Source organism: Leclercia sp. (assembly GCF_036780805.1).
Classification (GTDB): Bacteria; Pseudomonadota; Gammaproteobacteria; order Enterobacterales; family Enterobacteriaceae; genus Enterobacter.
Map to the genome: position 1 here is coordinate 40,242 of NZ_DAIQCE010000001.1, position 22,727 is coordinate 62,968.

Below are 22,727 nucleotides of genomic sequence, written 5' to 3' on the forward strand. Positions count from 1 at the left end.
TCGTAAACGCGCAGGATGCATTTTTTCCCTCGGTCTTATGGGATTTTCTCTGGTGAATATTGACCAAAAATCAAGGGATATGAAGGAAAGGCAAGAAGATGAAACACTATAGTCAGATCGTGATGGGTGCAGCGCTGGTGTTGAGCGCCACCCACAGCCATGCCACTACCCTGGAGCAGGCCGTAAAAGACAGCCTGCTGTGGCACCCGGAAGTTAACGCCTCGGTAAACAGCCGCTATTCCGCCGATCAGGATCTCCGCGCCGCCAAAGGGGGTTATCTGCCGACGCTGGATCTCACCGCCGGTACCGGCTGGGAGCAAACCGATAACGCCAGCACCCGTGCGGCAGGCGATCATTTGCGTGATTTGCACCGCAGCGAGTCCGCCATCAACCTGCGACAGAACGTTTTCAATGGTTTTGCGACCACCAGCGAAGTGGGCCGCCAGAAAGCGACGGTTAACTCCCGTGCCTGGACGGTGCTGAATACCAGTGAATCCACCGCCTTACAGGCGATCCAGAGCTATCTTGACGTGCTGATGCGCCAGAAGATGGTGGCGCTGGCGGAAGATAACCTCAAGAATCACGAGCGGGTGTTCGATCAGATCCGCCTGCGTACCGAGCAGGGCGTGGGCCGTCAGGCAGACTTTGAGCAGGCACAAGCCCGTCTGGCGCAGGCGCGCAACAATCTGCTGACCGAGCAAACCAACCTCGAAGACTCCCGCGCCAACTACCAGAGCGTTACCGGCAAAGAGCCGGATACCCTGGTGATGCCCGCTAAAATCGCGGTTCCCGCCTCGCTGGACGCCGCGCGTTCCGTGATGCTGGAAAACAACCCGCTGCTGAAGCAGGCCGATGCCGATGTGGAAGCCACCCGCCAGCAGTACGAGGCGGCAAAATCGCGCTTCTACCCGGATGTGAACGTTGAAGTCGGTCGTACCATGGATAACAACATCGATGGCACCCGCGGGCACAACCAGGAGTGGCAGGCGATGCTGCGCATGCGCTACAACCTCTATAACGGCGGCAGCGACCAGGCCACGCTCACCTCTTACGCCTACAAAATGAAAGAGGCGGAGGATGTGAAAAATAACGCCCAGCGTCAGCTGAACGAAGAGCTGCGTCTCGCCTGGAACGCCCTGAGAAACGCCGGGCAGCAGGTGCCGATCGCCAAAGAGTATGCCGATCGCAGCGTACAGGTGCGTAGCGCCTACCAGGAGCAGTTCAGCCTCGGCGACCGTACCCTGCTCGATATGCTGGACAGTGAAAACGAAGTGTTCAGCGCCCAGCGCCGCTACGTTGAGCTGCAGTTCGTCGACATGTTCACCACCTACCGCATCAGCGCCCGTACCGGCGAGTTGCTCAAAAGCCTGAACATTCAGGCACCGTCGGCAGCGCAGCCGCTCGATCAGGCGCAGCGTTCACAGACGGAGCTGCCTGAACTAAAATAATCCGCCCTTAAAGGCTGACGGGGTTATTGCTGGCGGAACGACCGGCAATACCCCCTCTTTTTGATCCCTGCAATCGCCGTCTGCAGAATACTGAGGCAAAGAATGACGCCTGATAATGATTTCCCCGATCGCATCGAGATGACCCCGCAGGCGCAGGGCAGATCGGATCCGCGGCAAAGCCATGACGATCCGCTGCTGGATGCGCTGATGATCGTCTGTAAATTGCATAACATCGCCACCAGCCGCAACGTCCTGACCACCGGTCTGCCGCTGGAGGCCCACACCCTGACGATAGAGAGCTTTCCCCGCGCCGCCGGACGGGCAGGGCTCAAGGCGCGGGTGGTGCAGCGGCCGCTGGAAAACATCACTGCGATGTCACTGCCCGCCATTCTGCTGCTGAAAAACAATCAGACCGCGGTGTTGATTGGCTGGGATGAGCAGCAGCGCGCGCGCCTGCTGCCGAGTGAAACGGAAGGCGGTGAGATTACCGTGTCGCCGGAGACGCTGGCGGAGAACTACAGCGGCCGGGTGATCTTTATCTCCCCGGAACATGAGTTTGACGCCCAGCCGACGGCCACGCTGCCGCGCACCAAAGCCTGGTTCCAGGACACGCTCAGGCTGTCGAAATTCCTCTACGTGGATGCGGTGGTTGCCAGCTTCCTCGTCAACCTGGTGGCGCTCGCCGCCCCGCTGTTTGTGATGAACGTCTATGACCGGGTGGTGCCCAACCAAGCCACCGCCACCCTGTGGGTGCTGGCCATCGGCATCAGCATCGCGTTTGTGTTCGACTTTGTGCTGAAGATCCTGCGGGGCATTTGCCTCGACCTGGCGGGTAAAAAAACCGATCTGGTGGTCTCCTCGGCGCTGTTCGAGCGGCTGCTGGGGATGAAGATGAAGCTCCGTCCGCAGCGGGTAGGGAGCTTCGCGCAGAACTTCCAGGAGTTCCAGTCGATCCGCGACTTCCTGTCGTCCCTGACCCTGACTGCCTTTATCGACCTGCCGTTTACCCTGCTGATCCTGCTGGTGATTGGCATCATCGGTGGCCCGCTGGTGTTTATCCCGCTGCTCTGCTACCCGCTGGCGCTGCTGGTGAACTGGCTGATCCAGCGCCCGCTGATGTCGCGGGTCAAGAAAACCTATCAGCTCTCCAACGAACGTCAGGCGATGCTGGTGGAGACGCTTACCGGCCTGGATGCCATTAAGATCAACAACGCTCAGAGCGAGCGCCAGTATCAGTGGGAACACCTCACCGGCCAGCTCAGCAAGCTGGAGCTGCGGGTGAAGTCGCTCTCCTACGTGGCGGTGAACTTTACCGCCTGGCTGCAGCAGTTCAGCGGCGTGGCCATTATCGTGGCCGGGGTCTACATCATTATTGGCGGCAACCTGAGCATGGGCGGGCTGATTGCCTGCTACCTGCTGCACCGTCGCGCCATGATGCCCATCGGCCAGCTGTGCAGCCTGATCACCCGCTACCAGCGCGCGCGGATGACCAAAGGCACCATCGACCGGATGATGGGCCTCGAGCAGGAGGTGCAGGATGATGAGGTGCCGCTTAAGCGCGAAACCCTCTCCGGCGCGATTGAACTGCGCGACGTCACCTTCGTCTACCCGGGCAACCAGTACGCCTCGCTCAGCAACGTCTCGCTGACCATTCAACCCGGCGAAAAAGTGGGGATCATCGGCCGCAGCGGGTCGGGCAAAAGCTCGCTGGCGAAACTGCTGGTCGGCTTTTATCAGCCGGACAGCGGCAACGTGCTGATCGACGGTATTGATGCCCGCCAGATCGATGTCCACGACCTGCGCCATAACATCGGCTATGCCCCGCAGGATATCCACCTGTTCAGCGGTACGCTGCGGGAGAATCTGGTCTACGGCGCGAGCTACGTTGACGACGAGACCATGCTGCGGGTTGCGACCCTGACCGGGGTACACGAGTTTGCCCGTCGCCATCCGTCCGGGTACAACATGCAGGTGGGCGAGCGGGGGATGAGTCTCTCCGGCGGCCAGCGGCAGGCGGTCGCGCTGGCGCGGGCGCTGCTGCTCGATCCCCCGGTGCTGCTGATGGATGAACCCACCAGCTCCATGGATAACACCAGCGAAGATCTGATTAAAAAGGCGCTGATACCGGTCATCAGCAACAAAACGCTGCTGATGGTGACGCATCGTGCGTCGCTGCTGACTTTGGTGGACCGTCTGATCATCGTCGACAACGGCAAAATCATTGCCGACGGCCCGAAAGAGAGCGTCATGAGTGCGCTGAAGAAGGGACAAATTCATGCGAATCGTTGAGTCGCTTAGCCGCCTGATGAGCTGGCTGTCAGGAGATAAACAGCCCGCGCCGTTCACCACCAATGAGGTGAACAAAGCCTTGCTGGATGATGCTCCGCGGGTCGTCCGCGTGACGCTGTGGGCCATCTTCGCCTTCTTTATCGCCATGATCCTCTGGGCGTCGCTGGCGAGTATTGATGAGGTCACGCGCGGGGAAGGGCGGGCCATTCCCTCCTCGCGTCTGCAAAAGGTGCAGAACCTTGAAGGCGGGATCGTGGCCGAGGTCTTTGTGCATGAAGGCGAAGTGGTAAAAGCCGGGGCGCCGCTGCTGCGTCTGGATGATACTCAGTTTCGCTCCAACGCCGGAGAGTCCGATGCGGATCGGCTGGCATTGCAGGCGCGGATCCAGCGTCTGACCGCCCAGCTTGACGATGCGACAACCCTGACCCTGGCACCGGAGATTGTGCAGAAGGCGCCGGACATCGCCAATGGCGAGTTGGAGCTGTTCGCCAGCGTTAACAAACGTATCCAGAGCGAGCTGGACGGCCTCAACGAACAGCTGGTGCAGAAGAAGCAGGAGCTGCTCGACTTCCAGGGCAAGGTCAGCCAGTACCGCCGTAGTCTGGGGCTACAGCAGCAGGAGGTCAGCATGTCTGAACCGCTGGTGGCCAAAGGGGCAATCTCCAAAGTAGAGGTGCTGCGCCTGCGTCGTGGGGTGGTCGAAACCCAGGGGCAGCTGGACTCGGTGCTGCTCGCCATTCCCCGGGCCGAAGCGGCCATCAAGGAGATTGAGAGCAAAATCAGCGAAACGCGGGGCCGTTACCGCAGCGAGGCGCTGGGGCAGCTCAACGAGGCGCGAACCGATCTCAGCAAAATTGAGGCCTCGGGCAAGGCGATATCCGACCGGGTGAACCGCACCCTGGTAACCTCGCCGGTGCGCGGCATCGTACAGCAGCTGCTGGTCAACACCATCGGCGGCGTGATCCAGCCGGGTAACGACCTGGTGGAGATTGTTCCGCTGGACGATACGCTGCTGGTGGAAGCGAAGATTCGTCCGCAGGACATCGCGTTTTTGCGTCCGGGCCAGGAAGCGACGGTGAAGTTTACCGCCTACGACTACACCATTTATGGTGGGCTGAAGGGCACGCTGGAGCAGATCAGCCCCGACACGGTGACCGACAAAGACGGGAAGAGTTTTTACATTATTCGTCTGCGTACCGACAAAAACCACCTCGGCACGGATGAGAAACCGCTGTTGATTATTCCGGGGATGGTGGCCTCGGTAGATATCATTACCGGTAAGAAAACGGTGATGGCCTATCTGCTGAAACCGATCCTGCGCGCCAGAGCGGAGGCGTTCCGCGAGCGTTAAGAAGGGACACAGACCCCCTCCCGGGGAGGGGGTCTGTAGGCATTACCACATCAGATCGTCAGGTACCACGAAGTCGGCGTACGGATCGTCTTCGTCCTTCGCTTCCTGAGTCAGCTCGCTGCTTAACACGATATAGCTCGCATCACGCTGGGAAATTTTCTCGGCAACGATGGCGGGGATGATCGCATATTCGCTCTCACGACCCGCGTCGGCAACCAGACGCGCAATGGCGAGACGGCCATTGATCAGCTGCGCCTGGGTGGTCTTATCGACATAGATTTTTTTGATCAGGTTGTTGTCGGTGAAGTTAAAGCCGATATCGCCTTTTGCCACCACAACCCGGTTCATCTCAATTAACTGCTTGATCTGCGCCTTGTACTCTTTTGCCAGCGCCGCCTGCTTCTGCTGCTCGCTCAGCTCTTTGTCGCGTTCAAGTTGCGCCTGCTTGTTCACTTCCACCGCTTCGCGCGCCTCACGCGCCTGAACGCGGGATTTTTTGGCGGTGCGCTGCACTTTAGCCACTTTTTTGCTGGTGACTAAGCCAGCTTTAAGCATCTGCTCTTGTAGTGTGAGTTTGGTCATGTTCGTTTCTGAAATCCGTCAAATGATTGGCAGATTATACCCTGGAGCGCTGGTGGCGTGCCAGGCGATGGGCGCCCAGGGCAGAGTATTCAGGACAGCTGTAATTCCGTGGCGTCTGTCACCTGCGCAAAACCGGCCTCGAGCAGCGCCAGAGTGACATCATGAATGACCTTCGCGCTGAGCTGAGATTGTGCCAGCTCAAAGCTGAGCACCGCATCTTTTAGCACCGTCATCTTTAACCCAAGATCGGCACCCATTCTGACGGTGGAGTTAACGCAAAAACCGGCCACGGCACCGATAACCACCACCTCTGAAATATTGGCGTCCCGGAGATGCGCCAGTAATCCCGTTGAGCTGAACGCGGAGGAGGTGTGTTTGATAAACACCGGTTCGTCAGGGCGCTCTTCAAATGATGGAAGGGGCTGGCTTGCTGGCGAGCTGTGATGGAGAGGCGACCCCTGCTCAGGCGTCTGATGGCGCACGTGGATGACCGGGCGGCCGGACGTTCTGAATTTTTCAATTACAGAGGTCATGTTTTCAATGGCGGTTTGCGGGAAGTAATCCACGCCCTGTTGAATTCTTTCTGCTACAAAGTTCTGCATATCGATGATAAGTAGTGCTTTTGACATATTACCTTCCTTAAACCGCGCCGATGACAGGGTTAATCCTCGTTTACAGGCCTCATCGTAACCCTGATGCGATTTAACATATCCGGAATTCAATGAGATGCGCCCCTACTAAATTTGGTTAAGGCTCAAATAAATCATTAACTAATCCAGAGCACGACCGATAACAACTCCAGAGAAACCTGAACGGGTACATGGGAATGTTAAGCCTCAATACCAATTTAACTGCGTTAACGATCCAGAGGAAATCCGCAAAAAATACGTCTGCCCTCGAGCAGGCTATCCGCAATCTCTCTTCCGGCATGCGTATCAACAGTGCTAAGGATAATGCGGCGGGTCAGGCGGTGGCTAACCGCATGACCAGCGAGCAGAATGCGCTGCAACAGACGCAGCGTAACGCCGGGGATGGTTTGTCACTCGTGCAGACGGCCGAAGGCGCGATGAGTGAAATTAACAACAGACTGCAGCGCATCCGCGAGCTCACCGTAAAAGGGCTAAGTGAAACCAACAACCTGGCGGATGCGGATGCTATTCAGGCCGAAATTAATTTAAACCTGAAAGAGATCGATCGGCTGAATACGTCCGTCGACTTTAACGGTATTAACCTGTTGGACGGCAGCGCAGGGACGGTTGGTTTTCAGGTGGGTACCCGTGATAATGAAAAAATTTTCCTCGATCTGTCGAAAAACTTCAGCGTGGAGAATATCGGGCTGAAAGATTTGGTTATTCGTGGGATCAGCGGTTCGGTATCCGATATCAACCAGGTCATCGGCACTGCCAATAATATCGACCTTACCAGCGGCAATGTGAGCGTAACCTATTTTCCAACAGGCACATTTAATTCGCCACAGCTGGTGCGAAACGGCACGAACGGCCAGACGTATATTCAGGATACGGGAAGCGACGGCAAGCCTGTCTATTATCGGGCCAACACCACGGCCAACTGGGATACCGCCAGCGGAACCGGCAGTGTGAGTATCAACGCAACCACGGGAACGCCGCTCTATAGCGATGTGACTCAATACGTTGGCCGGGCGATTACGTCCGTGAATTATTTCGATACGAGCGGTGGAGCATTAAGCAACAGCCCGCAGCCGACGCTGAGAGAGTACAACGGCCAGTATTATATTGAGCAGGGTGACTTCTATTACCCTGCCACACTTACCTACGGTACGACGGGGGCCATCACCGCGCAAATGACCAGCGCACTGGACACGCCTTTCTCCGTTGATCCTGCTGTCGTAACCTCCACACCGACTATTGCTACCACCGATGCAGCGCTGTCATTTAACGATGCCAGTAATAATCCCGTCTTCGGCTCTAACGCCAGACTGCTGAAATCGGGCAGCCAGTACATTATGGAAGTGGATAACGGCAACGGTAACTTTAGCTATTACACCGCCTCGGTGTCTGCGACCACTGACGGCACCGCCAGCTCGCTTGTTGTCACAGCGAATAACGCCACCAGTCTGAATAATTTCTCTGACGTTACCCAGGTTAATGGAACGTCAACCGTCACGATGGATCCCGCGAAGGTCAATGTGCGTTATACCGATGCTGAGGGCAATGTATCGAATGATGTGCTGCGTAAGGATTCAGACGGCAATTATTACATGGATGTGGTGAACGGCACGGACTCAAAAAGAGTCACCCTGGTATTGCCCGAAAATAATACCGGCCAGATCATGCTTAAAACACAGAATGGCGTGGGCGATCTGTTGCTCTATTTTAACGCTTCTATTGGTTCATCTACGGATGCGGCAACCAATTATACAACCCTGAATATTGCTGAAGTGGGTAATGAAATACGGCTGAAAAAGCCGGATAATCCTCTGGCGGCAATCGACGATGCCATCAAACAGGTTGATGCAAGGCGCAGTACGCTGGGCGCCGTGGCCAACCGTCTGGAGTCTACACAAAATCAACAGGCGAACATGTCAATCGCCGTCAATGCTTCCCGCTCACGTATTGAAGATGCGGACTACGCCTTTGAAATGTCAAATCTGGTGCGGGCGCAGATATTCCAGGAGTCACTGGGAGCGATGTTGTCGAAAGCGAATCAGATGCCGCAGGTTGTGTTGTCATTACTGAATGGTGCGACCAAATAAGATCGTCCACGTTGAAAGGGAGCTCCGGTATTCCAGAGCTCCATCGTCTTAGCGAATAACGTTCCCGTGCTGTACGCAGCGGCCATCGTTGCAGTTAACCGCATCGACTCTGGCGGCGCGGTGGTTTCTTGCCTGAGCGGTAACCGTTGCTGCTGCCACCGGGTGGTCGGAGTTTGCTACCACCGCAGCGCGCTCAACCGGGTGAAAGATAACGCCGGCAAACGCAGAGCATGGGGCGAGTAATGCCATAACGATCAGGATTCTTTTCATTCCATTTCTCCGTTCTATTTCTAAGGTGTGAATTCGTTTTAACGGCGCGAGAGTACAGCACAGCGACAGGTGACGTTGTGTGTATGGGTGCTATTGGCTGGAGATAAAGCAGAAACGGAAGGAGGGCAAATGTCCCCTGCAGGAATCGAACCTGCAACTAGCCCTTAGGAGGGGCTCGTTATATCCATTTAACTAAGGGGACGAAGCGGCACGAGTATAACGCCATTTATACAAGGCGTTAAGCTCGCCACCGCCTGACTGCTTAAAGTGTCGCCATTCAGGCCTAATTTTTATCTGCTTCCGCTTCCTCCTGCCGGGCCTGCTCTTTGGCTTTCATATCGGCTTTACGCTTATTCGACATATCGTTACGGATTTGCGCATGGCTCAGCAGGGCAAAAATAAAGGTGCCGCCGCAGATGTTGCCTGCCAGAGTAGGGATGGCGAAGGGCCAGAAAAACTCGCTCCAGTGGATGGTGCCGTTAAACACCAGATATAAAACCTCCACCGTGCCCACCACGATATGGGTGGTATCGGCGAGGGCGATAAGCCAGGTCATCAGAATGATAACCACGATTTTTGCCGAGCCGGCAGCCGGGAACATCCACACCATGGTGGCGACGATCCAGCCGGAGATAATGGCGTTGGAGAACATTTCGATGGGGCTATTTTCCATTACCCCCATGCCGATTTTCAAAAACGCGTCGCGGGTGGGCTCGTCAAAGATCGGCATATATTCAAAGGCCCATGCCGCGACGCCGGTGCCGATAATATTACCGAACAACACGATGCTCCACAGGCGCATCAGCAGGCCGAAATTGCCCCATGTCGGGCTCTGCATTACCGGCAGCACCGCGGTAACGGTATTCTCGGTAAACAGCTGCTGGCGCGCCATGATCACGATAATAAAGCCAAAGGTATAGCCGAGGTTTTCCAGTACCAGCCCGCCGGGAATGCCTTCAAACTGGACGTGAAATATCCCTTTTGCCAGAAAGGAGGCACTCATCGATAGCCCGGCAGCGATGGCCGACCACAGCAGGGCCATGGCATCGCGCTCCAGCTCTTTTTCACCGTCCTGGCGAATATGTTCGTGAATGGCCATGGCGCGCGAGGGAAGTTGGTCCTCATCGACCTCTATCTTCTTTCCCCGGCGTTTCTCCTCGCTTTCCACTTCCAGCTCTTCAGTGTTTGTATCTATTTTCTCTTCTTTGAGTTCGTCCATTATGGTGCTCCAGGGGTGGTTGATACCTTTAAGCGTAGCGGTTTTTGTCCTGACGCCCGTGGGGATGCTCTTAAATTCCCGTTATGGCAATAAAGGCGATACATCCCTGCCCAGAGCCGTATAAAATTGCCAGCCTAACGAAAACGTAAAGACAGGCTATTCTGAGATCATAAAGAGGGTGTTTTGTTGCCCCGATTTGTGGTCGTAGACATCAGTAAGCGTGCTGATACAATCACTTGCATGTTTACAGACGGAGCGCGAAAGCTCCAGTACGGATGGCTTTCGATGATAGCCATACTTAACAGGGAGAAAGATATGAAACTTCGGCTTTCGGTGGTTGCGCTGGGCACCACGTTGCTGATGGGCTGCGCCAGTTCTGGCGAGCAGCAGGGGCGCTCCGATCCGCTGGAAGGATTCAACCGCACCATGTATAGCTTCAACTACAACGTGCTGGATCCGTATGTATTGCGTCCGGTTGCGGTGGCGTGGCGTGATTATGTTCCACAACCGGCCCGTAATGGGCTGAGCAACTTCACCAGCAACCTTGAAGAGCCTGCGGTGATGGCGAACTTCTTCCTGCAGGGCGATCCCTACCAGGGGATGGTCCACTTTACCCGTTTCTTCCTGAACACCCTGTTAGGGATGGGCGGCTTCATTGACGTTGCCGGGATGGCGAATCCGAAGCTGCAACGCGAGCAGCCACACCGTTTCGGTAGCACCCTGGGTCATTATAATGTGGGTTACGGCCCGTATATGCAGTTGCCGTTCTATGGCAGCTTCACGTTGCGTGACGATGGCGGTGATATGGTCGATACCCTCTATCCGGTACTGTCCTGGCTGACCTGGCCGCTGTCGGTGGGTAAATGGACGGTAGAAGGGATTGAGACACGTGCCCAACTGCTGGATTCAGACGGTCTGCTGCGTCAGTCCTCCGATCCGTACATCATGGTGCGTGAAGCCTACTTCCAGAACCATGACTTTATTGCGAACGGCGGCAAGCTGAAACCGGAAGATAACCCGAACGCGAAAGCGATCGAGAATGAACTCTCCGAGATTGATGCGGAATAAAAAAGAAAAGGTGAGCGCGATGCTCACCTTTTTTTATCGCTACGTAATTAGAACGCGTAGTTAAAGTTGGTCCCGAACAGCCACGCCTTGCCTTCAGAAGTGAAGTTATACGCAGCCGCGCCTTCACCCTCGGTGAAGCTGACTTTCTGACCATGCATATAAGATGCGCCAACGTCGATAGAGGCATCATCGTTAAAGGCGTAGGTCATACCGGCGCTCAGCCACAGACGGTCCTGATCCGGGATGGAAATGGAACGCTTGTCGGCCGGAACCGGGCTGTCATCAAAGGCGATACCGGTGCGGAAGGTCCAGTTCTTGTCGTAGTAGTAGGTGGTACCCAGCGCGATACGGTACGCATCCTTAAAGCTTTCGTCTTTATAGAACAGGGTTTGACCGTTGTTGCCGGTGGCCTTCAGCTCCTGGAACTGGCTCCAGCTGGTGTAGGTCAGGCTGTAGTGGACAGCCCACTGCGGTGCCACGAGGTTATACCCGGAGACTTCCCACATTTCTGGCAGATGCAGCGACAGAGAACCGCTCTCGGTGCGGCCACCGGTACCTGCCGGAAGACCGGCCATCCCCATATTCCCCAGGATGGTGCTCAGGGCCGGGTTGATGGAGCTCTTATAGTCGCCGTCGAAGTCGATTTTCACTTCTGAACGGTAGGTCAGACCCCAGCGGTTGTTTTTATCCAGCTCATACAGGATACCGGCGTTCCAGCCGAAGCCCCATTCGTCACCCTTCAGGTGCGCAATCTGATCGTCAGGCTCGTTGATCCCACTCAGGTAGGACGGCGGTACACGGCCGGTGAGCTGACGCGTCAGCAGTGGACCCAGCGAACCCGCATAACGCTCAATTTTGGCTTTGGCGTAAACGGCATCAAAGCCCAGGCCAAAGCTCCAGTTGCTGTCCAGACGATAGGCACCGCTCAGGTTCAGGTTGACGGTTTCCAGATCGGTTTTACCACCGTAGATACCCGCCGCGTAGCTATTGTTAAATTCGGTTGCCAGACCGTAGTTGGAGGTGACAGACGCACCCCAACCAAACTGATCGTTGATTGGCATAACAAAGTGCATGTTCGGCACCCACGCAGTCGGGGCGATATTGTCCTGGTTTGCACTCTGTCCTGTTAAGGCGGAGTTACCCGTGACGTTGACATCGGGATCGATATAAACGGCACCGATAGAGAAGGTTGGGCGATCAAACATGGTGATCAGCGCCGGGTTACGGCTCGCGTTCCCTGCGTCATCAGCGATAGCACCTTCCCCGGAATAGGCGCGGCCCAGGCCTGAGGAAGAGAACTCATTTAGCTGAAAGCCCGCTGACCATGCGGAGGTGGAGACGATTGCCACTGCGATTGCGAGCGCAGTTTTTTTGAACAGGGTTTTCTGGCTCATGACCATAACCTCATTGAGTTATTTTTATTCAATATTTGTTACATACCGTAACAGGAGCGCGAAGTGTAGGGTCTGTGGTAACACTTAGAAATCAGACCAGTGGCGAGAGTATAGGTCTGACCAGATGGAATGTTGCAAGTCTGTTTATTAATTTTTACTGAGATGTTTTACGAAACGGGATCTGGTTGGCAAAATTGTGACCAGTTCGCTTACGCCGAACGGGTGATTTTTGTTTTAGATCATTTTTACGTGTGATATTGCTCACTTACCGCCTTTTACGCCATTAACGACTGGAGCCGCTTCCAGGCGGGGCGTAAAATATCAGCATCGTGTCTATTTCGCGCCGTGCGCGACTACAGAGGAAATCTACTATGAGTAAATGCAGTGCTGATGAAACCCCGGTTTGCTGCTGTATGGATGTGGGCACCATCGTGGATAACACGGATTGCACCGCCTCTTACAGCCGTGAGTTCGCCAGCCGTGCCGAAGCAGAAGAGACGCTGGCCGCACTGACCGCCAAAGCCCGCGGCGTTGAGTCTGAACCGTGCGACATTACCTCCACCTTCACCGAGGTGGACGGCGGGGTGCGCCTGGACATCGATTTCGTGTTCAGCTGCGAAGCTGAGTCCCTGATTTTCCAGCTCGGTCTGCGTTAAGTTCCCTTCAACGCCTCCATTCATGGGGGCGTTTCGTTTGTGCTCTGTGGCTTCGCTCGCAATTTTTCTTCTCCCCGATTGGCTAATGTAAAAATTTGGTTAAGACTGTTATCAGGTCAGACCACTTTGCGTATTTGTTATTCACAGGGGAGCGTTATGAGTCAGGCATTACCGCTAATCACCCGTCAGGGTGATCGCATTGCCATTGTCAGTGGATTACGTACGCCATTTGCCCGTCAGGCGACGGCTTTTCATGGCATACCTGCAGTCGATCTGGGAAAAATGGTGGTGGGGGAGTTGCTGGCTCGCAGCGAAATACCTCCTGAGGTGATTGAACAGCTGGTCTTCGGCCAGGTGGTGCAAATGCCTGAAGCGCCCAATATCGCCCGTGAAATCGTGCTGGGCACTGGCATGAACGTCCACACCGACGCCTACAGCGTCAGCCGCGCCTGCGCCACCAGCTTTCAGGCGGTGGCCAACGTTGCGGAAAGCCTAATCGCGGGCACCATTCGCGCCGGGATCGCCGGGGGGGCCGACTCCTCGTCTGTCCTGCCGATCGGCGTCAGCAAAAAGCTCGCCCGCGTGCTGGTGGACGTTAACAAAGCCCGCACCACCGGACAGCGCCTGGCGCTCTTCTCACGCCTGCGTTTGCGCGATCTCCTTCCCGTCCCGCCTGCGGTCGCAGAATATTCCACCGGCCTGCGGATGGGCGATACCGCCGAACAGATGGCGAAGACCTACGGCATCACCCGCGAACAGCAGGATGCGCTCGCGCACCGCTCGCATCAGCGCGCCGCTCAGGCCTGGGCCGAGGGCAAGCTGGCGCAAGAGGTAATGACCGCCTACACCCCGCCGTACCGCGAGCCGCTAAGCGAAGACAACAATATCCGCGGCACCTCGACGCTGGCGGATTACGCGAAACTGCGTCCGGCATTCGACCGTAAGCACGGCACCGTAACGGCTGCCAACAGCACGCCGTTAACAGATGGCGCGGCGGCGGTGATCCTGATGACCGAATCCCGTGCCAGAGAGCTGGGTCTGATTCCGCTCGGCTATCTGCGCAGCTATGCCTTTACCGCTATTGATGTCTGGCAGGACATGCTGCTGGGGCCGGCCTGGTCCACGCCGCTGGCGCTGGAGCGTGCCGGGCTGACGATGAACGATCTGACGCTGATCGACATGCATGAAGCCTTTGCCGCCCAGACCCTGGCCAACCTGCAGCTGCTGGCAAGCGATCGTTTTGCCCGCGATGTGTTAGGCCGCGCCCACGCCACGGGCGAGGTGGATGAAAGTAAATTTAACGTGCTGGGGGGCTCCATTGCCTACGGTCACCCCTTTGCGGCGACCGGGGCGAGGATGATCACCCAGACGCTGCATGAGTTGCGCCGTCGCGGCGGCGGATTTGGCCTGGTCACCGCCTGCGCGGCGGGTGGCCTGGGTGCCGCAATGGTTCTGGAGGCAGAATAATGGAGATGACAACGGCGTTTACCCTCAGTGTGCGACCGGACAGCGTGGCGGTGGTGACCATCGATGCGCCTGACGAAAAGATGAATACCCTGAAAGCCGAGTTTGGCGGTCAGGTCCGCGCGATCCTGAAGCAGGTGCGCGAAAACAAAGCCCTGCGCGGGCTGGTGTTTATCTCGGCCAAGCCGGACAACTTTATTGCCGGGGCCGATATCAACATGATTGCCCGCGCCAACAGCGCCCAGGAAGCGGAAGCGCTGGCCCGGCAAGGGCAGCAGATCATGGCCGAAATTCACGCCCTGCCGATCCCGGTGATTGCGGCGATCCACGGCGCCTGTCTCGGCGGCGGCCTGGAGCTGGCGCTGGCCTGTCATGGGCGAATTTGTACCGACGACAGCAAAACGGTGCTGGGCCTGCCGGAAGTGCAGCTCGGCTTGCTGCCCGGCTCGGGTGGCACCCAGCGTCTGCCGCGGCTGGTGGGCGTTAGCACGGCGCTGGAGATGATCCTCACCGGCAAACAGCTGCGTCCACGCCAGGCCCTGAAGGTCGGTCTGGTGGACGAGGTGGTCCCGCAGGCCATCCTGCTGGAGGCCGCAGTGGCGCTGGCGCTAAAAGACAAACCGGCCGGTCGTCAATTGCCGGTGCGCGAGCGCGTGCTGGCAGGTCCGCTGGGGCGGGCGCTGCTGTTCAAAATGGTGGCGAACAAAACCGAACAAAAAACCCAGGGCAATTACCCGGCGGCAAAACGCATTCTTGAGGTTATCCATACCGGGCTGGCTCAGGGCAGCAGCAGCGGCTATGCCGCAGAAGCCAAAGCCTTTGGCGAGCTGGCGATGACCCCGCAGTCCCAGGCGCTGCGCAGCCTCTTTTTTGCCAGCACCGAGGTCAAAAAAGATCCCGGCAGCGAGGCCGAGCCTGCGCCGCTCGACGCCATCGGCGTGCTGGGTGGCGGGCTGATGGGAGGCGGTATCGCCTTCGTGAGCGCCAGCAAGGGCAAATTACCTGTACGGATCAAAGACATCACTCCGAAAGGGATCAACCACGCTCTGCAGTACAGCTGGCAGCTGCTTGATAAGAAGGTCAAGCGCCGCCATATAAAAGCCAGCGAGCGCGATCGCGAACTGGCGCTGATCTCCGGGACCACGGATTACAGCGGCTTCCGCCATCGCGATGTGGTGATTGAAGCGGTATTTGAGGATCTGGCGCTAAAACAGCAGATGGTGGCCGAGGTCGAAGCGCACTGCGCGCCGCACACCATCTTTGCCTCCAACACCTCATCATTGCCGATTGGCGATATTGCGGCGCAGGCCGCGCGTCCTGAACAGGTGATCGGGCTGCATTTCTTTAGTCCGGTCGAAAAAATGCCGCTGGTAGAGGTGATCCCTCACGCCAGTACCAGCCCGCAGACCGTCGCCACCATTGTAAAACTGGCAAAAATGCAGGGCAAAACGCCGGTGGTGGTGGCCGACAAAGCCGGATTCTACGTCAACCGCATCCTGGCACCTTATATCAATGAAGCCATGCGCCTGCTGACCGAAGGGGAGAAGGTGGATCACATTGATAATGCGCTGGTGAAGTTTGGATTCCCGGTCGGCCCAATCCAACTTTTGGATGAGGTGGGAATCGATACCGGCACTAAAATTATACCTGTGCTGGAAAGTGCTTACGGGGAACGATTTAGCGCCCCTGCAAACATTGTTTCTGCAATCTTGAATGACGATCGCAAAGGCAGAAAAAATGGCCGCGGTTTCTATCTTTACGATCCAAAAGGGCGTAAAAGCAAGAAGCAGGTAGACCCGGCAATTTATGGGCTTTTTAAGCCTACCGGCGAGGGCAAACTCTCTGCGACACAGTGCGCAGAACGCTGCGTCATGATGATGCTTAACGAGGCGGCGCGCTGCTTTGGCGAGCAAGTGATTCGAAACGCGCGCGACGGCGATATTGGCGCGGTGTTTGGCATTGGTTTTCCACCTTTCCTGGGTGGCCCGTTCCGCTATATGGATAGCATAGGCGCGGGTGAAGTTGTTGCGATTTTACAACGACTGGCTGTGCAATATGGGCCGCGGTTTACACCGTGTGACACATTGTTGCAAATGGCGGATCAGGGGCTGCGATTTTGGCCAGCAAAGGAAACTGACCCGGTAAATTAAGGTCAAATAAGAGTAAATCCGCCGTTGAAGGGTCTGGTCCTGTCTAATTTATAAACTGACATTGACTATACTTACGCCGTTGAGGTAAAAAACAGCGTTTCATTCAACGGATGGATCAGGCACAATGCCCGGCCATCGGGTTTTCTACCTCGTGATGTGTTCAGGCGGGGTGTTAACGCCGGTGATCCTGGTCAACAAAAGCGGTGCAATATGCAAGTTTTTATCATGCGTCACGGTGACGCGGCACTCGATGCTGCCAGTGACTCTGTTCGTCCTCTGACGCCTTGCGGCTGTGACGAGTCCCGTCAAATGGCAACCTGGCTGAAAGGGCAAAAAGTGGATATCGAACGTGTCCTCGTCAGCCCGTTCCTGCGTGCTGAACAGACACTGGAGGTGGTAGGGGAGTGTATGAACCTGCCTGCCGGCGTCGATGTTCTGCCCGAGCTTACCCCTTGTGGCGATGTGGGTCTGGTCAGTGGTTATCTTCAGGTGCTATGCAATGAAGGCGTTGCCTCTGCGCTGGTGATTTCCCATCTGCCGTTAGTCGGCTACCTGGTGTCTGAACTCTGCCCGGGTGAAACGCCGCCGATGTTCAGTACCTCCGCCATTGCCAACGTCACCCTCGATGAAAAAGGTGTCGGCGTGTTCAACTGGCAGATGAGCCCCTGCAATCTGAAGATGGCGAAAGCGATCTGACGTAAACCACATCCAGGCGGGTAGCCTCAGCCACCCGCCTGCCTGTCAGGGCAGCTCAGGCGGTTGCCACTCTTCTACTTCAATCAGCACCAGCAAGGCGGCATCACCGCCGTACTCTTTGGGTGCCTGATGAAAAGCCATCACGTGCGGATGCTGGGCAAGCCACAACGGGGTTTGCTGCTTGAGGATATGCTTGCCGTGGCCGTGCATTACGCAGGCACAAAAGACATGTTCCCGGCGGCAAGCTGCAATCAGTGCGCCCAGCTCCTGTTTGGCCTCCATCTGGGTTAATCCGTGCAGATCGAGAAACAGCTCCGGCGAATAATCCCCACGACGTAATTTTTTCAGTTCGAAATGGCTGACGTCCGATCGCACATACTTTACCGCGCCCTCGGTATTCAGCAACGGCTGAAACTCATCGGAAAAATAGTGGCTGGCGTCGGCCTGCTCCTGGATCAGCCGTTTTACCGGAACTTCACTCACTTTTTTGCGTAACGGAGGGTGGACGATGGTGTCCTGCTTGATTTTACGCGTGCCGGTCATCAGCTGACGAAACAGCGTTTGATCCTCCTCGCTCAGCGATGTTTTCTTTTTCATGGGTCCGTCTCATCTCTTATTTCCGACAGTGTACCTGACTCGCCGCACGGCAAAACGCATTTTTTACCCGCAAGCTGTTAGCGACAGTGCTGATTTATCGCCGTCTTCGTGGCACACTAGCCGCCGAAAATTTAGCGAGCATGCCCTGGAGAACATAGTGGATAAAATTTTTGTCGATGAAGCGGTGAATGAGCTGCAAACCATTCAGGACATGTTGCGTTGGGCGGTCAGCCGTTTCAGCGCGGCCAATATCTGGTACGGTCACGGTACCGATAACCCGTGGGACGAGGCGGTGCAGCTGGTCCTGCCGTCCCTCTATCTGCCGCTGGATATTCCGGAAGATATGCGCTCTGCGCGCCTGACCTCCAGCGAGAAACACCGCATCGTTGAGCGCGTGATCCGCCGCGTTAACGAACGTATTCCGGTGGCCTACCTCACCAATAAAGCCTGGTTCTGCGGCCATGAATTCTTTGTCGATGAACGCGTGCTGGTGCCGCGCTCGCCGATTGGTGAACTGATCAACAACCATTTCGCCGGCCTGATTGACCATCAGCCGGAGCACATTCTGGATATGTGTACCGGCAGCGGCTGCATCGCCATTGCCTGCGCCTACGCCTTCCCGGATGCGGAAGTGGACGCGGTGGACATCTCGGGCGACGCGCTGGCGGTAGCGGAACACAATATTGAAGAGCACGGCCTGATCCATCACGTGACGCCAATCCGTTCCGATCTGTTCCGCGACCTGCCAAAAGTGCAGTACGACCTGATCGTCACCAACCCGCCATACGTTGACGCAGAAGATATGTCCGACCTGCCAAACGAATATCGCCACGAACCTGAGCTGGGTCTGGCCTCCGGCTCCGACGGTCTGAAGCTGACCCGTCGCATCCTGGCCTGCGCCCCGGATTATCTGACCGATGACGGCATTCTGATTTGTGAAGTGGGTAACAGCATGGTACATCTGATGGAGCAATACCCGGATGTGCCGTTCACCTGGCTCGAGTTCGACAACGGTGGCGACGGCGTCTTCATGCTGACCAAAGCGCAGCTTCTCGCCGCGCGCGAACACTTCAGCATCTACAAAGATTAATCCAACGGGCTTCGGCCCGTTTCACATTGCGCAAACACCGAAAGCTCAAACACAGAACAACGAAAACGGAGCCGTGATGGCAGGAAACAGTATTGGACAATTATTCCGCGTGACCACCTTTGGTGAGTCGCATGGTCTGGCGCTGGGTTGCATCGTTGATGGCGTACCGCCAGGCATCGAACTGACTGAAGCCGATTTACAACACGATCTCGATCGCCGCCGCCCTGGGACATCGCGTTATACCACCCAGCGCCGGGAGCCGGATCAGGTCAAAATCCTGTCAGGCGTCTTTGAAGGACGCACCACCGGCACCAGCATTGGCCTGCTGATTGAGAATACCGATCAGCGTTCGCAGGACTACGGTGCCATCAAGGACGTGTTCCGTCCGGGTCACGCCGACTACACCTACGAGCAAAAATACGGTTTTCGCGACTATCGCGGCGGCGGACGCTCCTCCGCCCGTGAAACCGCCATGCGCGTGGCCGCAGGCGCTATCGCTAAAAAATACCTGGCGCAAAAATTCGGCATTGTCATTCGCGGCTGTCTGACTCAGATGGGCGATATTCCGCTGGCGATCGAAGATTGGGATCAGGTCGAACAGAACCCGTTCTTCTGCGCGGATGCCTCAAAGCTGGAGGCGCTGGACGAACTGATGCGCGGCCTGAAGAAAGAGGGCGACTCCATCGGTGCCAAAGTCACGGTCGTGGCTGACGGTGTCCCGCCGGGCTGGGGTGAGCCAGTCTTTGACCGCCTCGATGCCGACATCGCCCATGCGATGATGAGCATTAACGCGGTGAAAGGGGTGGAGATTGGCGACGGTTTTGACGTTGTGGCCCTGCGCGGCAGCCAGAATCGCGATGAAATTACGAAAGAGGGCTTCCAGAGCAACCACGCGGGCGGCGTGCTCGGCGGGATCAGCAGCGGGCAGCAGATTGTCACCCATATTGCGCTGAAACCGACCTCCAGCATCACCGTACCGGGGCGCACCCTGAACCGCGCGGGCGAAGAAGTCGAGATGATCACCAAAGGGCGTCACGATCCGTGCGTCGGGATCCGCGCGGTGCCGATCGCAGAAGCGATGCTGGCGATCGTGCTGATGGATCACTTCCTGCGCCAGCGCGCGCAGAATGCGGATGTGACGACCCCACTTCCACGCTGGTAACCATGAAAAAAACCGCAATTGCTCTGCTGGCCCTGCTTGCCAGCGGGGCCTCGCTGGCGGCAACGCCGTGGCAGAAAATTACCCACCCGGTCGCGGGCAGCGCACAGTCGATTGGCGCATTTTCCAACGGCTGCATCGTCGGCGCTGAGCCGCTACCGCAGCAGTCCACCACCTACCAGGTGATGCGCACCGATCAACGCCGCTACTTTGGCCACCCGGATCTGGTGCTGTTTATTCAGCGGCTGGGCAATCAGGTGCATAATCTGGGGCTGGGCACGATGCTGATTGGCGATATGGGGATGCCCGCAGGCGGACGCTTTAACGGCGGCCACGCGAGCCATCAGACCGGGCTGGATGTCGATATCTTCCTCCAGCTGCCGAAAACGCGCTGGTCATCCTCCCAACTGCTGAAGCCGCAGGCGCTCGATCTGGTCGCCAGCGATGGCAAGCGTGTGGTGCCGTCGCTCTGGTCGCAGGAGGTCTCCAGCATGATCAAGCTGGCGGCGGAAGATAACGACGTGACGCGCATCTTCGTCAACCCGGCCATCAAACAGCAGCTTTGCCAGGATGCCGGCACCGACCGCGACTGGCTGCGTAAAGTGCGGCCATGGTTCCAGCACCGTGCGCATATGCACGTGCGCCTGCGCTGCCCGGCGAACAGCCTCGAGTGTGAAGATCAACCGTTACCGCCGCCAGGCGATGGCTGCGGCGCGGAATTACAAAGCTGGTTTGAGCCAGCGAAACCTGGACCCAAGCCTGAGAAGAAGACACCGCCTCCGTTGCCGCCTTCCTGCCAGGCGCTACTGGATGAACATGCCCTGTGATGGACCAATTTACTGAGTTGTTTATGGTGTCACCGCTGCTGCTGGCGGTACTGTTTTTTATCGCCATGCTGGCTGGATTTATTGATGCCCTGGCCGGCGGCGGTGGATTGTTGACCGTTCCGGCGCTGTTGGCGGCGGGGATGAGTCCGGCCCAGGCGCTGGCGACCAACAAGCTGCAGGCCTGCGGTGGGTCGTTATCCGCATCGATCTATTTTATCCGCCGCAAGGTGGTAAGCCTGGCCGATCAGAAGCTCAATATTCTGATGACCTTTATCGGGTCAACTTCCGGCGCGCTGCTGGTTCAGCACGTGCAGTCCGACGTGCTGCGCCAGATTTTGCCGATCCTCGTCATCTGCATTGGCCTCTACTTTTTGCTGATGCCGAAGCTCGGGGAAGAGGATCGTCAGCGCCGCCTGCACGGTCTGCCGTTTGCCCTGATCGCTGGCGGCTGCGTCGGCTTCTATGACGGCTTTTTCGGCCCCGGCGCCGGGTCGTTTTACGCCCTGGCCTTTGTCACTCTGGCCGGGTTCAACCTCGCCAAATCCACCGCCCACGCCAAGGTGCTGAATGCCACCTCTAACCTGGGCGGCCTGCTGCTGTTTATCATCGGCGGAAAGGTGATCTGGGCGACCGGCTTTGTGATGATGGCCGGGCAGTTTCTGGGTGCACGGATAGGATCGCGCCTGGTATTAAGCAAAGGGCAGCAGCTTATTCGTCCGATGATTGTCATTGTCTCGGCCGTCATGAGTGCCAAACTTCTTTATGACAGCCACGGACAGGAGATCCTCCACTGGTTGGGGATGAACTAATGAACAGTACGCATAAATATGAACAGCTGATCGCGATTTTCGATAGCTGTTTTGCTGATGATTTTAATACCCGTCTGATTAAAGGCGACGACGAACCGATCTATCTTCCTGCAGATGCTGAGCTTCCGTATAACCGGATCGTCTTCGCACACGGCTTTTATGCCAGCGGTTTGCATGAAATATCGCACTGGTGTATTGCCGGAAAGGCGCGTCGTGAGCAGGTGGACTTTGGCTACTGGTACTGCCCGGACGGGCGTGACGCTGCCACCCAGGGGCAGTTTGAAGATGTGGAAGTGAAACCCCAGGCGCTGGAGTGGCTGTTCTGCGTGGCGGCAGGATTCCCGTTCAACGTCAGCTGTGACAACCTCGAAGGCGACTTCGAGCCAGATCGTATTGTCTTCCAGCGCCGCGTTCACGCGCAGGTGATGGAGTATCTTGAGAAGGGCATCCCGGAACGTCCGGCGCGCTTGATCAAGGCTTTACAGAATTATTACCACACGCCGGAGATCACGGCGGAATGCTTCCCGTGGCCGGAAGATCTTTAATAGAGGAAAGAAGATGATCGCAGAGTTTGAATCACGCATTCTGGCGTTAATTGATGACATGGTAGAGCACGCCAGTGACGATGAGTTGTTCGCCAGCGGTTATCTGCGTGGACACCTGACGCTGGCCGTTGCCGAGCTGGAAGCCGGGGACGACCATTCACCACAGGCGGTGCACGCGGAAGTGTCCCGCGGCCTGGAAAAAGCCATTCTGGCGGGTGAACTCTCTCCGCGCGACCAGTCGCTGGTGCTGGGGATGTGGGAAACCTTGTTTCAGAAAGCCAGCCTGACGTCGTAAGCTAGCGCCAGGACAGGTAGGCCGGGCAAGCGAATGCGCCGCCCGGCGCGAAAACGGCTCCTCTGCCAGACGCCCGGTGGCGCT

21 protein-coding genes and 1 tRNA gene are annotated in these 22,727 nt (G+C 56.9%); 15 read left to right on the forward strand and 7 right to left on the reverse strand.

Going from position 1 to position 22,727, the window contains the following annotated elements; all coding sequences use genetic code 11:
* Positions 1-98: 98 nt before the first annotated feature.
* The 3 genes from V7Q49_RS00140 (at position 99) to V7Q49_RS00150 (ending at position 5,088) form a co-directional block, all read left to right on the forward strand.
* Complete coding sequence (locus V7Q49_RS00140; RefSeq protein WP_333848725.1) at positions 99-1,448, forward strand: TolC family outer membrane protein; 1,350 nt, start codon at positions 99-101, stop codon at positions 1,446-1,448.
* Between the two features lie 102 nt (positions 1,449-1,550).
* The gene (locus V7Q49_RS00145; protein ID WP_333848726.1) at positions 1,551-3,737 is read left to right on the forward strand and encodes a type I secretion system permease/ATPase; all 2,187 of its coding nucleotides are present in this window, start codon (positions 1,551-1,553) and stop codon (positions 3,735-3,737) included.
* A complete protein-coding gene (locus V7Q49_RS00150) occupies positions 3,724-5,088 on the forward strand; it encodes an HlyD family type I secretion periplasmic adaptor subunit (RefSeq protein WP_333848727.1) in 1,365 nt (454 codons plus the stop codon). The genes V7Q49_RS00145 and V7Q49_RS00150 overlap by 14 nt, the downstream gene beginning before the upstream one ends.
* A 42-nt stretch (positions 5,089-5,130) precedes the next feature.
* Here the strand turns inward: V7Q49_RS00150 and V7Q49_RS00155 are convergent, their stop codons facing one another.
* Both V7Q49_RS00155 and V7Q49_RS00160 read right to left on the reverse strand, forming a co-directional pair.
* On the reverse strand, positions 5,131-5,670 hold the full coding sequence (locus tag V7Q49_RS00155) for a DUF2058 domain-containing protein (RefSeq protein WP_333848728.1): 540 nt from the start codon (positions 5,668-5,670) through the stop codon (positions 5,131-5,133).
* Positions 5,671-5,759: 89 nt separating this feature from the next.
* Positions 5,760-6,299: an isochorismatase family protein gene (locus V7Q49_RS00160; protein ID WP_333848729.1), complete on the reverse strand. Its 540-nt coding sequence runs from the start codon at positions 6,297-6,299 to the stop codon at positions 5,760-5,762.
* Between the two features lie 197 nt (positions 6,300-6,496).
* On the opposite strand from V7Q49_RS00160, the gene V7Q49_RS00165 reads away from it, so the two are divergent.
* Positions 6,497-8,404 carry a flagellin N-terminal helical domain-containing protein gene (locus tag V7Q49_RS00165; RefSeq protein ID WP_333848730.1) on the forward strand — a complete coding sequence of 636 codons (1,908 nt, stop codon included), beginning with the start codon at positions 6,497-6,499 and terminating at the stop codon, positions 8,402-8,404.
* A 48-nt stretch (positions 8,405-8,452) separates the two neighbouring features.
* Here the strand turns inward: V7Q49_RS00165 and V7Q49_RS00170 are convergent, their stop codons facing one another.
* The 3 genes from V7Q49_RS00170 to V7Q49_RS00180 form a co-directional block, all read right to left on the reverse strand.
* A complete protein-coding gene (locus V7Q49_RS00170; RefSeq protein WP_333848731.1) occupies positions 8,453-8,674 on the reverse strand; it encodes a hypothetical protein in 222 nt (73 codons plus the stop codon).
* 130 nt (positions 8,675-8,804) lie between these two features.
* A tRNA-Arg gene (locus V7Q49_RS00175) sits at positions 8,805-8,876 on the reverse strand.
* An 81-nt stretch (positions 8,877-8,957) separates the two neighbouring features.
* Positions 8,958-9,893: a formate/nitrite transporter family protein gene (locus V7Q49_RS00180; protein ID WP_333848732.1), complete on the reverse strand. Its 936-nt coding sequence runs from the start codon at positions 9,891-9,893 to the stop codon at positions 8,958-8,960.
* A gap of 315 nt (positions 9,894-10,208) precedes the next feature.
* On the opposite strand from V7Q49_RS00180, the gene mlaA reads away from it, so the two are divergent.
* A complete protein-coding gene (gene mlaA, locus V7Q49_RS00185; protein ID WP_333848733.1) occupies positions 10,209-10,961 on the forward strand; it encodes a phospholipid-binding lipoprotein MlaA in 753 nt (250 codons plus the stop codon).
* A 47-nt stretch (positions 10,962-11,008) separates the two neighbouring features.
* Here the strand turns inward: mlaA and fadL are convergent, their stop codons facing one another.
* The gene (gene fadL / locus V7Q49_RS00190) at positions 11,009-12,355 is read right to left on the reverse strand and encodes a long-chain fatty acid transporter FadL (RefSeq protein ID WP_333848734.1); all 1,347 of its coding nucleotides are present in this window, start codon (positions 12,353-12,355) and stop codon (positions 11,009-11,011) included.
* Positions 12,356-12,726: 371 nt separating this feature from the next.
* On the opposite strand from fadL, the gene V7Q49_RS00195 reads away from it, so the two are divergent.
* The 4 genes from V7Q49_RS00195 (at position 12,727) to sixA (ending at position 17,321) form a co-directional block, all read left to right on the forward strand.
* Positions 12,727-13,011 carry a YfcZ/YiiS family protein gene (locus V7Q49_RS00195; RefSeq protein ID WP_333848735.1) on the forward strand — a complete coding sequence of 95 codons (285 nt, stop codon included), beginning with the start codon at positions 12,727-12,729 and terminating at the stop codon, positions 13,009-13,011.
* 156 nt (positions 13,012-13,167) lie between these two features.
* Positions 13,168-14,478, forward strand: coding sequence for an acetyl-CoA C-acyltransferase FadI (fadI, locus tag V7Q49_RS00200; RefSeq protein WP_333848736.1), 1,311 nt, complete (start codon positions 13,168-13,170; stop codon positions 14,476-14,478).
* On the forward strand, positions 14,478-16,625 hold the full coding sequence (fadJ, locus tag V7Q49_RS00205; protein ID WP_333848737.1) for a fatty acid oxidation complex subunit alpha FadJ: 2,148 nt from the start codon (positions 14,478-14,480) through the stop codon (positions 16,623-16,625). The genes fadI and fadJ overlap by 1 nt, the downstream gene beginning before the upstream one ends.
* Before the next feature lie 210 nt (positions 16,626-16,835).
* Positions 16,836-17,321 (forward strand): phosphohistidine phosphatase SixA, encoded by a 486-nt coding sequence (gene sixA, locus V7Q49_RS00210; protein WP_142486586.1) that lies wholly within the window; start codon positions 16,836-16,838, stop codon positions 17,319-17,321.
* Between the two features lie 45 nt (positions 17,322-17,366).
* Here the strand turns inward: sixA and smrB are convergent, their stop codons facing one another.
* Complete coding sequence (smrB, locus tag V7Q49_RS00215) at positions 17,367-17,918, reverse strand: endonuclease SmrB (protein ID WP_333848738.1); 552 nt, start codon at positions 17,916-17,918, stop codon at positions 17,367-17,369.
* Between the two features lie 157 nt (positions 17,919-18,075).
* Here smrB and prmB point away from each other — a divergent pair, with 157 nt between their 5' ends.
* From prmB to V7Q49_RS00245, 6 genes are all read left to right on the forward strand, one after another.
* On the forward strand, positions 18,076-19,008 hold the full coding sequence (gene prmB / locus V7Q49_RS00220; protein WP_333848739.1) for a 50S ribosomal protein L3 N(5)-glutamine methyltransferase: 933 nt from the start codon (positions 18,076-18,078) through the stop codon (positions 19,006-19,008).
* Positions 19,009-19,084: 76 nt separating this feature from the next.
* Positions 19,085-20,170, forward strand: a complete 1,086-nt coding sequence (aroC, locus tag V7Q49_RS00225) for a chorismate synthase (protein ID WP_261644453.1) — start codon at positions 19,085-19,087, stop codon at positions 20,168-20,170.
* A 2-nt stretch (positions 20,171-20,172) separates the two neighbouring features.
* On the forward strand, positions 20,173-20,994 hold the full coding sequence (gene mepA, locus V7Q49_RS00230) for a penicillin-insensitive murein endopeptidase (RefSeq protein ID WP_333848740.1): 822 nt from the start codon (positions 20,173-20,175) through the stop codon (positions 20,992-20,994).
* Positions 20,994-21,803, forward strand: a complete 810-nt coding sequence (locus V7Q49_RS00235) for a sulfite exporter TauE/SafE family protein (RefSeq protein ID WP_333848741.1) — start codon at positions 20,994-20,996, stop codon at positions 21,801-21,803. Before mepA ends, V7Q49_RS00235 begins: the two co-directional genes overlap by 1 nt.
* Positions 21,803-22,348 carry an elongation factor P hydroxylase gene (locus V7Q49_RS00240; RefSeq protein ID WP_333848742.1) on the forward strand — a complete coding sequence of 182 codons (546 nt, stop codon included), beginning with the start codon at positions 21,803-21,805 and terminating at the stop codon, positions 22,346-22,348. The genes V7Q49_RS00235 and V7Q49_RS00240 overlap by 1 nt, the downstream gene beginning before the upstream one ends.
* A 13-nt stretch (positions 22,349-22,361) precedes the next feature.
* Positions 22,362-22,643, forward strand: a complete 282-nt coding sequence (locus V7Q49_RS00245; RefSeq protein ID WP_333848743.1) for a YfcL family protein — start codon at positions 22,362-22,364, stop codon at positions 22,641-22,643.
* Positions 22,644-22,727 lie beyond the last annotated feature (84 nt).

Bases quoted from the DNA above. Each gene is read 5' to 3' on its own strand.
- V7Q49_RS00170 (WP_333848731.1), bottom strand. From the start codon at position 8,674: ATGAAAAGAATCCTGATCGTTATGGCATTACTCGCCCCATGCTCTGCG.
- V7Q49_RS00245 (WP_333848743.1), top strand. From the start codon at position 22,362: ATGATCGCAGAGTTTGAATCACGCATTCTGGCGTTAATTGATGACATG.
- mlaA (WP_333848733.1), top strand. From the start codon at position 10,209: ATGAAACTTCGGCTTTCGGTGGTTGCGCTGGGCACCACGTTGCTGATG.
- sixA (WP_142486586.1), top strand. From the start codon at position 16,836: ATGCAAGTTTTTATCATGCGTCACGGTGACGCGGCACTCGATGCTGCC.
- V7Q49_RS00150 (WP_333848727.1), top strand. From the start codon at position 3,724: ATGCGAATCGTTGAGTCGCTTAGCCGCCTGATGAGCTGGCTGTCAGGA.
- V7Q49_RS00140 (WP_333848725.1), top strand. From the start codon at position 99: ATGAAACACTATAGTCAGATCGTGATGGGTGCAGCGCTGGTGTTGAGC.
- fadI (WP_333848736.1), top strand. From the start codon at position 13,168: ATGAGTCAGGCATTACCGCTAATCACCCGTCAGGGTGATCGCATTGCC.
- V7Q49_RS00160 (WP_333848729.1), bottom strand. From the start codon at position 6,299: ATGTCAAAAGCACTACTTATCATCGATATGCAGAACTTTGTAGCAGAA.
- fadJ (WP_333848737.1), top strand. From the start codon at position 14,478: ATGGAGATGACAACGGCGTTTACCCTCAGTGTGCGACCGGACAGCGTG.
- aroC (WP_261644453.1), top strand. From the start codon at position 19,085: ATGGCAGGAAACAGTATTGGACAATTATTCCGCGTGACCACCTTTGGT.
- V7Q49_RS00195 (WP_333848735.1), top strand. From the start codon at position 12,727: ATGAGTAAATGCAGTGCTGATGAAACCCCGGTTTGCTGCTGTATGGAT.
- V7Q49_RS00180 (WP_333848732.1), bottom strand. From the start codon at position 9,893: ATGGACGAACTCAAAGAAGAGAAAATAGATACAAACACTGAAGAGCTG.
- V7Q49_RS00145 (WP_333848726.1), top strand. From the start codon at position 1,551: ATGACGCCTGATAATGATTTCCCCGATCGCATCGAGATGACCCCGCAG.
- fadL (WP_333848734.1), bottom strand. From the start codon at position 12,355: ATGAGCCAGAAAACCCTGTTCAAAAAAACTGCGCTCGCAATCGCAGTG.
- V7Q49_RS00155 (WP_333848728.1), bottom strand. From the start codon at position 5,670: ATGACCAAACTCACACTACAAGAGCAGATGCTTAAAGCTGGCTTAGTC.
- smrB (WP_333848738.1), bottom strand. From the start codon at position 17,918: ATGAAAAAGAAAACATCGCTGAGCGAGGAGGATCAAACGCTGTTTCGT.
- V7Q49_RS00240 (WP_333848742.1), top strand. From the start codon at position 21,803: ATGAACAGTACGCATAAATATGAACAGCTGATCGCGATTTTCGATAGC.
- V7Q49_RS00235 (WP_333848741.1), top strand. From the start codon at position 20,994: ATGGACCAATTTACTGAGTTGTTTATGGTGTCACCGCTGCTGCTGGCG.
- mepA (WP_333848740.1), top strand. From the start codon at position 20,173: ATGAAAAAAACCGCAATTGCTCTGCTGGCCCTGCTTGCCAGCGGGGCC.
- V7Q49_RS00165 (WP_333848730.1), top strand. From the start codon at position 6,497: ATGTTAAGCCTCAATACCAATTTAACTGCGTTAACGATCCAGAGGAAA.